The sequence below is a fragment of the Streptacidiphilus sp. PB12-B1b genome (genome assembly GCF_014084125.1).
GTDB lineage: Bacteria > Actinomycetota > Actinomycetes > Streptomycetales > Streptomycetaceae > Streptacidiphilus.
In genome coordinates this window covers 6,657,203-6,668,597 of the sequence record NZ_CP048405.1, presented here as the reverse complement: position 1 = coordinate 6,668,597, position 11,395 = coordinate 6,657,203, and the positions used below count along the sequence as shown (strand labels likewise).

The following is an 11,395-nucleotide window of genomic DNA, read 5'->3' as shown; positions in this document are numbered from 1 at the left end:
GCGAAGCCCGACGCCGCCCCCACCTTCCCCCGGCCGTCGGACGGGGAGCCCCTCGCCGCGGCCGCCCTGACAAGGGCACGCTATCGCGTCCTGCGCAGCCGCTCCGCCGCCGAGGGCAGCGGGCAGCGGTCACGGACCGTGGCACTGGCGCATTTTCTCACGTCACGAGGCCGATGTGCAGGGGGGTGCGGCGGTTGGCTCAGGTTACCGACGGGTTCGTTCGTACGGGGTCGCACGCCGGGGGCACGGCTCAGGCGTGCTCGTGGCCGCCCGGCTCGGCCGTCACCAGCTCGGTCAGCACCCCGCCGCAGTCCTTGGGGTGCAGGAAGGTGATCCGCGAGCCCATGGAGCCGATTCGGGGCTGCTCGTAGAGGACCCGCACGCCCTTGTCCCGGATGGCCTCGGAGTCGGCGTCCACGTCGGCGGTGCCGAAGGCGATGTGGTGCACGCCCTCGCCGTTCTTGGCCAGCCACTTGCCGACGGCCGAGTCCTCCCGGGTGGGCTCCAGCAGCTGGAGGTAGGAGGCGCCGCCGTCACCGGTGTCGTTGATCTTCAGCATGGCCTCACGCACGCCCTGCTCCTCGTTGACCTCGGTGTGGTACACCTCGAAACCGTAGGTGGCGCGGTAGAACTCGACGGTGCGGTCCAGGTCGAAGCAGGCGATGCCGATGTGGTCGATGCGTGTGAGCATGTAAGCCTCCTAGGGGTGTGCCTACCAGTGCACCGTAGGCGGGCCGTTCGGGGAAACCCGTGCCGACCGTGCCCGTGATCACACCGTTCGGCCCGTGACGACCACGTTACGCATTAGTACATTGAGCGGAAAACCTCCACCTGGATCGCCGTGACCGTGGCAGCGCAGCGCCCCAGGACCGTCGCAGCAAAGGGGCTCGACCACCATGAGCAACAGGGCTAACAACGCCACCACCTCAGTGATCGTCGCCGGTGCGCGCACCCCCATGGGGCGCCTGCTCGGCTCGCTCAAGGGCTTCTCCGGCGCGGACCTCGGCGGCATCGCCATCAAGGCGGCGCTGGAGCGGGCCGGGATCACCGGCGAGCAGGTCCAGTACGTGATCATGGGGCAGGTGCTGCAGGCCGGCGCCGGTCAGATCCCGGCGCGCCAGGCCGCCGTCAAGGCCGGCATCCCGATGAACGTCCCGGCGCTGACCGTGAACAAGGTCTGCCTCTCCGGCCTGGACGCCATCGCCCTGGCCGACCAGCTGATCCGCGCGGGCGAGTTCGACGTCGTCGTCGCCGGCGGCCAGGAGTCCATGACCAACGCCCCCCACCTGCTGCCCAAGTCCCGCGAGGGCTACAAGTACGGCGCGGTGGAGCTGCTCGACGCCATGGCCTACGACGGCCTCACCGACGCCTTCGAGAACATCCCCATGGGCGAGTCCACCGAGACCCACAACGGCCGTCTCGGCATCGGCCGCGAGGAGCAGGACGCGGTGGCCGCCCGCTCGCACCAGCTGGCCGCCGCCGCCCAGAAGAACGGCGTCTTCGACCAGGAGATCGTCCCGGTCGAGATCCCGCAGCGCAAGGGCGACCCGGTGCTGTTCAGCAAGGACGAGGGCATCCGCGGCGACACCACCGTGGAGACCCTGGCCAAGCTGCGCCCCGCCTTCACCCGGGACGGCACCATCACCGCCGGCACCTCCTCGCAGATCTCCGACGGCGCGGCCGCGGTCGTGGTGATGAGCAAGGCCAAGGCCGAGGAGCTGGGCCTGGAGTGGATCGCCGAGATCGGCGCCCACGGCAACGTCGCGGGCCCGGACAACTCGCTGCAGTCGCAGCCGTCCAACGCCATCAGGCACGCCCTGCAGAAGGAGGGCATCGGCGTCGACGAGCTGGACCTGGTCGAGATCAACGAGGCGTTCGCGGCCGTGGCCGTGCAGTCGGTCAAGGACCTCGGCATCTCCTTCGACAAGGTCAACGTCAACGGCGGCGCCATCGCCCTCGGCCACCCGATCGGCATGTCCGGCGCCCGGGTCGTGCTGACCCTGGCCCTGGAACTGAAGCGGCGCGGCGGCGGCACCGGCGTGGCGGCCCTGTGCGGCGGCGGCGGCCAGGGTGACGCGCTGATCGTCCGCGTGCCGTAGCCGGTAGCGGTAGCCGGTGCCCGGGGTGGGGAGTGTGCGGACTCCCCGCCCCGGGCTGTTCCCTCCTGACCGATCCCGCTCCGAACGATCCCGCTCCGAACCGAAGCCCTCCGGGAGAATCGCGCTGATGATGGACGTCGCCACGCTGGTCGAGCAGGCGAGGCAGGGCCGGCCGCGTGCCGTGGCCCGGCTGATCTCCCTGGTCGAGGGCGCCTCCCCGCAGTTGCGCGAGGTGATGGCCGCGCTGGCCCCGCTGACCGGCAACGCCTACGTGGTCGGGCTGACCGGCTCGCCCGGCGTCGGCAAGTCCACCTCGACCTCGGCCCTGGTCACCGCCTACCGCAAGCTGGGCCTGCGGGTCGGGGTGCTCGCGGTCGACCCCTCCTCGCCGTTCTCCGGCGGCGCGCTGCTCGGCGACCGGGTGCGGATGCAGGACCACGCCACCGACCCGGAGGTGTTCATCCGCTCCATGGCCACCCGCGGCCACCTGGGCGGCCTGGCCTGGTCGGCCCCGCAGGCGATCCGGGTGCTGGACGCGGCCGGGTGCGAGGTGGTGCTGGTGGAGACGGTCGGCGTCGGGCAGTCCGAGGTGGAGATCGCGGCCCAGGCCGACACCACCGTGGTGCTGCTGGCCCCGGGCATGGGCGACGGCATCCAGGCCGCCAAGGCGGGCATCCTGGAGATCGGCGACGTCTACGTGGTCAACAAGGCCGACCGGGACGGCGCCGACGCCACCGCCCGGGAGCTGAACCACATGCTGGGGCTGGGCGAGGCGCGCGGCGCGGGGGACTGGCGTCCGCCGATCATCAAGACCGTGGCCGCGCGCGGCCAGGGCGTGGACGAGGTGGTCGAGGCGCTGGAGAAGCACCGCGCCTGGATGGCCGAGCACGGGGAGCTGGCGGTGCGCCGACGGCGCCGGGCGGCGCAGGAGGTGGAGACCATCGCGGTCACCGCGCTGCGGCAGCGCTTCGGCGACCTGCGCGGCGACCAGCGGCTGGACGCGCTGGCGGCCCGGGTCGCGGCGGGCGGGCTGGACCCGTACACCGCGGCGGACGAGCTGGTGGCCGGGGTGACCGGCGCCTGACCGATCCGGTGCCTGACCGCCTGGCTCACCAGGGCTGGGGCCCGCTCAGGCGCGGCCGCGCAGCTCGCGCAGGTGCTCGGCGATGGGGGCCAGCGCCTCGTACATGGAGGCGATCTGGTCGGCGTCCAGCCGGTCGATGAAGTGGTTGCGGACGCTGCGCACATGGGTGGGGGCGAGCCTGCGCATCATGTCCCAGCCCTGCTCGGTGAGGACGGCGTACAGCCCGCGCCGGTCGCCGGGGCAGCCCTCGCGGACGACCAGGCCGGCCGTCTCCATCCGGGTGATCTGGTGCGACAGCCTGCTCTTGGACTGGAGGGTGGCGGTCGCCAGGTCGGTCATCCGCATCCGGCGCATGGGCGCCTCGGACAGCTCGACCAGGATGGTGTAGTCGTTGGTGGCCAGCCCGTACACCTGCAGCTCGCGCTCCAGCTGGTACATCAGCAACCGGCTGACCTCCAGATGGGCACGCCACAGCCGCTGCTCCGCGGCGGTGAGCCAGGGGGCATCCGGGTCGGGCGCGTCGGAGGCTTCCGCGGGGACCGCTGCTGTGGTGTCCATGGGTCAATGATACCTATAGAAGTTGAAAGTTTGACGATATTGGTCGTGGTTGACGTGTCCACCAGCCGCCCGGCAGCCGCCCCGGTGCCGCAGGGCCACCCGATCGGGTGGCCCGTCAGGTGGACGCCGGTCAGGCGGTCGATCCGGCCCGGTCGCCCGCGGGCGCCTCCCCGGCCGAGGTCTCCACCTCCAGCAGCGAGGCCCCCTGCCGCTCCGCCTCGAACGCCGCCGCGCCCCCGCGCAGCCCGAACAGCCGCTTCGCCAGCAGGATGTAGACGACGGCCAGCAGATTGAGCGCCAGCGTGCCGACCTTCAGGTAACTGACCTTCTCGGTCAGCTCGTAAACCTCCAGCGGCAGGAAAGCGGCCGTGGCCACCACCGTCAGGTACTCCGCCCAGCGCTTGGCCGCCCACAGCCCGAAGCCCTCGACGATCTCGATCAGCGCGTACGCCAGCAGCGCGGCGGCGGTGGCCACCAGCGTGGAGCGGTGGTAGCTGAAGGTCTTCTGGATGGAGCCGACGATCGGCGAGTTGTCCAGGTCGTAGTGGAAGTGCACGGCCACCGGCCGCAGCAGCGACAGATCGTGGTTGAACAGCTGCTGCACCGCCGTCTGGCTGTTGCTGAACCGCCACACCGCGTACGCGATCAGAACGATCAGCACCCCGCGCACCAGCCGCTCCACCGCGAGCAGCCGCAGGATGAACCGGTCCCGCAGCGCCTTGCCGCGCGGCACGGACGGCGCGTCCTGGGCCCTGCCGGAGCCGCCCGGGCCGCCCAGCGCGAAGTCCCCGCAGCGCAGGCAGCGCCATGCCTCGCCCAGCGCGGTCTGCGTCCGCAGCCGCTCGTTCAGGTGCGGCTCGGTCGGCGCATAGGTCACGTGCCCCCGCCGTGAACAGGTACGTCGGTTCCAGTCCCACGCCATCGAAAGGCCCCCGTCCGTCGGAATCGTTCAGCTCGGAACGCTATGGGCGCGAGGATAGCCGGGGGTCGGTGATACTGGAGCGGGCCCGGCCGGTACGCGGGCCCGGTCCCGTGTGAGGAGAAGTCCCGTGATGAACAGCGCCGTCCACCGGCTGCGCCTGGTGTCCATGCCGGAGGGCCTGTCCTTCCTGCTGCTGCTGGTCTGCGTGGTGCTCAAGAGCACGACCAGCTTCAACGGCGTCCCGGTCCTGGGCATGGTGCACGGCATCCTGTGGACCTTCTACATGCTGTTCGCGCTGATCGCCTGGTACCGGCAGCGCTGGTCGTTCTGGCGCGCGGTCTGGGTGATGGCTCTGTCGGTGCTGCCGCTGGGCGGCTTCTACGCGGAGCGGCTGATGGCCAAGGAGGAGCTCCAGGGCTACGAGGCCGCGCCCGCCGTCCTCGCCTGAGACCTGCCCGCCCTCCGCCGTCCGGGCCGCTGCCCGGCCCGTGGACAGCGCGGCGCGCCGGTGCGGGCTGCCGGTACGGTAGGCCCGTGCCCAAGCCGCTGAGCCTCTCCTTCGACCCCATCGAGCGCGCCGACGAGCTGTGGACCCGGCGCTGGGGGGCGGTGCCCTCGATGGCGGCGATCACCTCGATCATGCGGGCCCAGCAGATCCTGCTGTCGCAGGTCGACGGCGTGCTCAAGCCGTACGGGCTGACCTTCGCCCGCTACGAGGCGCTGGTGCTGCTCACCTTCAGCCAGGCCGGTGAGCTGCCGCTGTCGAAGATCGGCGAGCGGCTGATGGTGCACCCCACCAGCGTCACCAACACCGTGGACCGGCTGGAGAAGTCCGGCCTGGTCGTCCGCCGCCCCAACCCGCTGGACGGGCGCGGGGTGCTCGCCGCCATCACCGAGCACGGTCGCAAGGCGGTCGAGGAGGCCACCCGCGAGCTGGTCGGCATGGACTTCGGCCTCGGCTGCTACGACGAGGCGGACTGCCGGGAGCTGTTCGAGGTGCTGCGCCCGCTGCGGATAGCCGCCGGCGACTTCACCCCGCCCGACGCCCAGGCCCTGACGCCTCGGCCCTGACGCTCGGCCCTGACGCCCGGCCCTGGCGCCGGCCCCGGTGCGGATGGTAAGGGCGGTCCGGGGCGGTGGCGGTGATCCACAGCCGGGCGGTTACGCTCTTTTCCCGTCGGTACCCGAGCCCGGACGTACCGTGCCGCCCACCGCACTGCGAGGCCCCGCCGTGAAGAAGTCCTCCCCCCTGCTGACCGCCTACCGCGTCCTGGCGTACGTCACCGGCGTCGGCCTGATCCTGCTCTGCGCCTCGTGCGTCGCGTACTACGGCTTCGGCAAGGCGGAGATCGCGGTGGCCATCGTCGGCACCATCCACGGCTGGGCGTACATGGTCTACGTCGTGGTGGCCTTCCTGGTCGGCAACAAGCTGGGCTGGCCGATCAAGAAGATGGTCCTGGTCATCCTCGCCGGAACCATCCCCACCTGCTCCTTCATCGCCGAGCGCAAGGTGATGAAGCAGATCGACGAGCAGCTCGAGTCGGGCGTGGACCCGGACCGGCTGGTCAAGGCCTGACCGCCGCCCCGACAGCGACCCCCGCTCCTCGCCGGGGGTCGCTGTCGACAACTACTTGGACGTCCGAGTAAATTACTAGGAAGTCCAAGTAGTTTTCTTCTCGTGGAGCGGGGCAGCACCGTGGACGCAGAGACCATGCAGGCGGCACGCGAGCGCTGGCAGCGGCGGTTCGACCGCGCTTCGCAGCGCGAGGCCGACTTCTCGACGCTCAGCGGCGACACCGTGGAGCCCGTCTACGGGCCCGCGGACGGCGAGGCCCCCGAGGGCTTCGAGCGGATCGGCTGGCCCGGCGAGTACCCCTTCACCCGCGGCCTGCACACCACCGGCTACCGGGGACGGGCCTGGACGATCCGTCAGTTCGCCGGCTTCGGCAACGCCCGGCAGACCAACGAGCGCTACCGGATGATCCTGGAGGCGGGCGGCGGCGGCCTGTCCGTCGCCTTCGACATGCCGACGCTGATGGGCCGCGACTCCGACGACGCGCGCTCGCTGGGCGAGGTCGGCCACTGCGGTGTGGCCATCGACTCCGCCGCCGACATGGAGGTCCTCTTCAAGGACCTGCCGTTGGGCGACGTCACCACCTCGATGACCATCAGCGGCCCGGCCGTCCCGGTGTTCTGCATGTACCTGGTCGCGGCCGAGCGGCAGGGCGTCGATCCCTCGGTGCTCAACGGCACGCTGCAGACCGACATCTTCAAGGAGTACATCGCGCAGAAGGAGTGGCTGTTCTCGCCCGAGCCGCACCTGCGCCTGATCGGCGACCTGATGGAGTACTGCGCCGAGAACATCCCGGCGTACAAGCCGCTGTCGGTCTCCGGCTACCACATCCGCGAGGCCGGTGCCACGGCCGCGCAGGAGCTGGCCTTCACCCTCGCCGACGGCTTCGCCTACGTCGAGCTCGGGCTCTCCCGCGGGCTGGACGTGGACGTCTTCGCCCCCGGCCTCTCCTTCTTCTTCGACGCCCACCTGGACTTCTTCGAGGAGATCGCCAAGTTCCGTGCGGCCCGCCGGATCTGGGCCCGCTGGCTGAAGGAGCGCTACGGCGCCAAGACCGACAAGGCGCAGTGGCTGCGCTTCCACACCCAGACCGCGGGCGTCTCGCTGACCGCCCAGCAGCCCTACAACAACGTGGTCCGCACCGCCGTCGAGGCGCTGTCGGCCGTGCTCGGCGGCACCAACTCACTGCACACCAACGCCCTGGACGAGACTCTGGCGCTGCCCTCGGCGCAGGCCGCGGAGATCGCCCTGCGCACCCAGCAGGTGCTGCTGGAGGAGACCGGCGTCGCCAACGTCGCCGACCCGCTGGGCGGTTCCTGGTACGTCGAGGCGCTCACCGACCGGATCGAGGCGCAGGCGGAGGCCGTCTTCGAGCGCATCCTGGGCATGGGCGCCAAGGGCGGTCCGGGCCAGGAGATCGGCCCGATGACCGCGGGCATCCTGCGCGGCATCGAGAACGGCTGGTTCACCGGCGAGATCGCCGAGGCCGCGTTCGCCTACCAGACGGCGGTGGAGAAGGGCACCAAGCGGGTGGTCGGCGTCAACTGCCACACCGGCAGCGTCACCCCGCCGCTGGAGATCCTCCGGGTCAGCCACGAGGTCGAGACCGAGCAGGTGCGCGAGCTGGCGGCGCGCCGGGCCGGACGCGACGAGGCGGCCGTCCGGGCCGGTCTGGACGCCATGCTGGCCGCCGCCCGCTCCGGCGCCAACATGCTCCCGCCGATGCTGGACGCCGTCCGCGCGGAGGCCACCCTGGGCGAGATCTGCGACGCCCTGCGCGACGAGTGGGGCACCTACACCGAGCCCGCGGGCTTCTGACGCCCCCTGCGGGCCCGGGCCCGCACCCACAGGCGCCCTGAACCGGCCGACAGCCGGGTCAGGGCGCCTTCGCGCTGGTCATGGGGGTCAGCAGCAGGGTGGTGAAGCGGCGGATCCACTCGGGGGAGGCGGGTTCGCCGCTGACCAGCATGCGGTGCTCGACCGCGCCGGCGATGGTGTCGAAGATGACGTCGACGTCCTCGCAGGCGTGCGCCGGGTCCTCGTCCGGGGGATCTCGCCGCGGGCCTGGGCGGCGGCCCGGCCCTGGCGCACCAGCTGCTTCTGCGGGTCGATGATGGCCTCGCGCACCCGCTGCCGCAGCGCCCGGTCGCGGGTGGCCTCGGCGAACAGCGCCAGCAGCGCGGACTGGCTCTCCGGCTGCGCCAGCAGCGCCGCGAACTGCTGGACGACGGCCTCGACGTCCGCCTGCAGGCTGCCCAGGTCGGCCAGGACCAGCTCGTCGAAGAGCACTGCGACGGCGGACACCACCAGCTCGTTCTTGGACGGCCAGCGCCGGTAGAGGGTGGTCTTGGCGACCCCCGCGCGGGCCGCGACATCGCCCATGGTCAGCCCGCCCCAGCCCTGCTCCGCGAGCACGGCCCTGGTCGCGGCGAGGATCGCCTGGTCCGCGTCGGGGCTGCGGGGGCGGCCTTTGCGCGGGGCGGTGGGGGCGTCGGTCAAGGGGTGTCCTTGGCTGGAGGGGCAGCCGGCGGAGTGGCGTCGGGTCTCGGGAGGTTACCTGGCAGTAGGGGGGCTGGGTGAAGGGCTGTGCGTGCAGAAGTGGTGCAGTTCACGTGCAGCGGGGTGTGACAGCCGGGCGGTCGGATATACGCTACGACTCGTAGCGAAAGAGCGACAACCACGCTGCCGCACGGATGGGGATCCGGGCACCGGCACCACAGGCACACAGACACCAGCACCGCAGACGCACAGCAGTACGACGACCGTGGCCAGGGCCATTCTCCGCCGATTCACACCAGGGCGGGCGGACAGGGGAGGATAGAGCCATGCAGCCACGGAACATGTCCATGCGCGGCGCGGTCGACCTCGCCGCGGTCAAGGCGGCCGGTGAGGCCGCCCAGAAGGCGGAGCAGGCCCGTGCCGCCCGCGCCCGCCAGATCCAGGAGGCGGAGGCCACCGGCGCGGCCCTGCCGTCCGCGGGCCCGCTGATCTTCGACGCGTCGGAGCGGGAGTTCGAGGAGCAGGTCGTCCAGCTCTCTGCCGAGGTGCCGGTCGTCCTCAACTTCTGGGCCGAGGGCTACGCCCCGGCCGAACAGTTCAAGCCGCTGATCGAGCGGCTCACCGAGGAGTACGACGGCCGCTTCGTGCTGGCCAACGTCGACCTGCGGAACAACCAGCAGCTGGCCCAGCAGCTGCAGATCCGCGACCTGCCGACGCTGCTGGCCGTGGTCGGCGGCCAGCTGCTGCCGCTGTTCGAGGGCCCGGCGTCCGAGCCCGAGGTGCGGCAGCTGCTGGACAAGCTGATCGAGGCGGCCGACACCCAACTCGGCGTCGTCGGCGAGGTCGGCGTGCGCTCCGGGCGGGGCGATGCGGAGGCCGTCGAGGCCCCGGAGCCGGTGGATCCGACGCTCGCGGCCGCGCACGAGGCGCTGGACCAGGGCGATCTGGGCGGCGCCATCCAGGCGTACCGGACCGTGCTGGCGGACCAGCCGGGCAGTGTCGAGGCCAAGCTGGGCCTGGCCCAGGCCGAACTGCTGCAGCGGGTGCAGGGACTGGACCCGCAGGCGGTGCGTACCGCCGCCGCCGAGCGCCCGGCCGATGTGGACGCCCAACTCGCCGCCGCCGACCTGGATCTGACGGGCGGTCATGTCGAGGACGCGTTCGGTCGGCTGGTGGACACCGTCGGCCGCACCTTCGGCGAGGACCGCGACCGGGTCCGCCGGCACCTGCTGGACCTCTTCGAGGTGATCGGCGCGGACGACCCGCGGGTGGTCAAGGCGCGCGGGGCGCTGGCACGCAAGCTGTTCTGAGCACGGCACCGGGTGACCGGACGGCACGCAGCGGCATCGGCGATTTGCCGACAAAGCCGCTGGTGTTCCTGAGGTTTACCAAAACTTGATATTTTGTGATGACGGTCACCCTCGGTGGCCGTCATCGACTGTTAACGGCGTGTTTCCTGGGCTTTGCCCGCGCGGCGGTCCGGACGGCGGTCACTGGCGGTGATATGCCCTGCGTCCGGCCGCCCGCAAGGGTTCACTTGTTCCTTACTCATCAGTAACGAACCACTTGTGCAGCGGCCTGTATTGGACGACGATCAGGCACGCCCGGTTCGTTGGGGTAGGCCGACAGCCAGTCGGTTGCCTCCGGCGAATCCCCACCGGGCAGGTGCCGGCCCGGCCGGTGCCTTGAGGACAGGGGGGTCTCCGCCTTCCCCGTGGAGCCTGTCCTCTCACGGCCGAGCACCCAGCTCGACCGGTGGTTGTCGCTCGGGGGTGATCGCCGATGCTGCCGATCAGCCGTCCGGACGCCTGTGTCCGTACGTGTGAACGCATACAGCCGACGCGCTCCCCTTCCCGAGGACGTAGCTCTTCTCCCCATCCCAGGCCGGGGCCCTAGCGGGGCAGGCCGAAGATGCACGTCCGAGAAGGAGGACCTCGTTATGTCCCAGACTTATGGCAAGACCCGCTGGAAGCGCTTCGCAGTCGTCATGGTCCCGACCCTCGCCGTCACGGCGGCAGTCGGTGTCAGCGTCGCGCAGGGCGCCCTCGCCGCGTCGTTCAGTGTCTCCGGCACCGACTTCAAGGTGTCCGCAGACTCGCTCAGCGGCCAGGGCTTCGTGCAGTACGGCACGGTCGACACGCAGGAAGGCAACAAGTACGTCCCCGTTGCCGTCTCCGGCTTCAAGACGGCCACCATCAACAAGCTCTGCCAGTCCGTGCAGCTGCCGCTGGGCCCGCTCGGCACCTACGTGCTGAAGATCACCGCAGGCGACGACGCCAAGCACCCGGTGACCGCCAGCAACCTGTACATCGACATGACCGATCTGCAGGCCACGACGGCGACCTTCAACAACATCAACATCGGTGTTGCCGAGGGTGCTGTCAGCAAGGGCAGCGTCAGCGCGGGCGACTCCAGCAACCCGCAGTTCTACAACCCCGCCGGGTTCGCCCAGGAGGCCGACTCGGCCAACCTGACCGGCGTGCAGCAGACGGCGTGGGCCACCTCGGCCGGCACCTTCTCGCTGAACGGGATGCACCTCAGCGTCAACAACAGCAACGCTGAGTGCTTCTGACGCGCAAGCGCCTCCAGTCGGCCCGACAGCCGACCTGCCGATGGACGACGTACTGATCCATCACGCGTGGTGGGGAGGGGCCCCGGTC

11 protein-coding genes and 1 pseudogene are annotated in these 11,395 nt (G+C 71.1%); 8 read left to right on the top strand and 4 right to left on the bottom strand.

The window, feature by feature from the left end:
* Positions 1–250: 250 nt before the first annotated feature.
* Positions 251–691, bottom strand: a complete 441-nt coding sequence (gene mce, locus GXW83_RS28970; protein WP_182445999.1) for a methylmalonyl-CoA epimerase — start codon at positions 689–691, stop codon at positions 251–253.
* A gap of 205 nt (positions 692–896) precedes the next feature.
* Between mce and GXW83_RS28965 the strand changes: the two genes are divergently transcribed.
* Both GXW83_RS28965 and meaB read left to right on the top strand, forming a co-directional pair.
* Positions 897–2,099 carry an acetyl-CoA C-acetyltransferase gene (locus tag GXW83_RS28965; protein WP_182445998.1) on the top strand — a complete coding sequence of 401 codons (1,203 nt, stop codon included), beginning with the start codon at positions 897–899 and terminating at the stop codon, positions 2,097–2,099.
* A gap of 127 nt (positions 2,100–2,226) precedes the next feature.
* On the top strand, positions 2,227–3,183 hold the full coding sequence (meaB, locus tag GXW83_RS28960) for a methylmalonyl Co-A mutase-associated GTPase MeaB (protein ID WP_182445997.1): 957 nt from the start codon (positions 2,227–2,229) through the stop codon (positions 3,181–3,183).
* Positions 3,184–3,228: 45 nt separating this feature from the next.
* On the opposite strand, the gene GXW83_RS28955 is transcribed toward meaB, so the two are convergent.
* Together GXW83_RS28955 and GXW83_RS28950 are read right to left on the bottom strand one after the other, a co-directional pair.
* Positions 3,229–3,741: a MarR family winged helix-turn-helix transcriptional regulator gene (locus GXW83_RS28955; protein ID WP_182445996.1), complete on the bottom strand. Its 513-nt coding sequence runs from the start codon at positions 3,739–3,741 to the stop codon at positions 3,229–3,231.
* Between the two features lie 130 nt (positions 3,742–3,871).
* The gene (locus GXW83_RS28950; protein ID WP_182445995.1) at positions 3,872–4,663 is read right to left on the bottom strand and encodes a DUF2127 domain-containing protein; all 792 of its coding nucleotides are present in this window, start codon (positions 4,661–4,663) and stop codon (positions 3,872–3,874) included.
* Between the two features lie 130 nt (positions 4,664–4,793).
* On the opposite strand from GXW83_RS28950, the gene GXW83_RS28945 reads away from it, so the two are divergent.
* The 4 genes from GXW83_RS28945 (at position 4,794) to GXW83_RS28930 (ending at position 8,054) form a co-directional block, all read left to right on the top strand.
* Positions 4,794–5,111, top strand: coding sequence for a DUF3817 domain-containing protein (locus GXW83_RS28945; protein WP_182445994.1), 318 nt, complete (start codon positions 4,794–4,796; stop codon positions 5,109–5,111).
* Between the two features lie 86 nt (positions 5,112–5,197).
* The gene (locus GXW83_RS28940) at positions 5,198–5,734 is read left to right on the top strand and encodes a MarR family winged helix-turn-helix transcriptional regulator (RefSeq protein WP_182445993.1); all 537 of its coding nucleotides are present in this window, start codon (positions 5,198–5,200) and stop codon (positions 5,732–5,734) included.
* Between the two features lie 160 nt (positions 5,735–5,894).
* On the top strand, positions 5,895–6,239 hold the full coding sequence (locus tag GXW83_RS28935; RefSeq protein ID WP_182445992.1) for a DUF3817 domain-containing protein: 345 nt from the start codon (positions 5,895–5,897) through the stop codon (positions 6,237–6,239).
* Between the two features lie 135 nt (positions 6,240–6,374).
* A complete protein-coding gene (locus GXW83_RS28930; RefSeq protein ID WP_370466900.1) occupies positions 6,375–8,054 on the top strand; it encodes a methylmalonyl-CoA mutase in 1,680 nt (559 codons plus the stop codon).
* Between the two features lie 58 nt (positions 8,055–8,112).
* Here GXW83_RS28930 and GXW83_RS28925 read toward each other — a convergent pair.
* Positions 8,113–8,735 (bottom strand): annotated as a pseudogene (locus tag GXW83_RS28925) (TetR/AcrR family transcriptional regulator).
* A gap of 326 nt (positions 8,736–9,061) precedes the next feature.
* On the opposite strand from GXW83_RS28925, the gene GXW83_RS28920 reads away from it, so the two are divergent.
* Together GXW83_RS28920 and GXW83_RS28915 are read left to right on the top strand one after the other, a co-directional pair.
* Entirely contained in the window at positions 9,062–10,045 is a 984-nt protein-coding gene (locus GXW83_RS28920; RefSeq protein WP_182445990.1) for a tetratricopeptide repeat protein, read from the top strand.
* Between the two features lie 629 nt (positions 10,046–10,674).
* Positions 10,675–11,307, top strand: coding sequence for a DUF6230 family protein (locus tag GXW83_RS28915; protein ID WP_182445989.1), 633 nt, complete (start codon positions 10,675–10,677; stop codon positions 11,305–11,307).
* Positions 11,308–11,395: the final 88 nt, after the last annotated feature.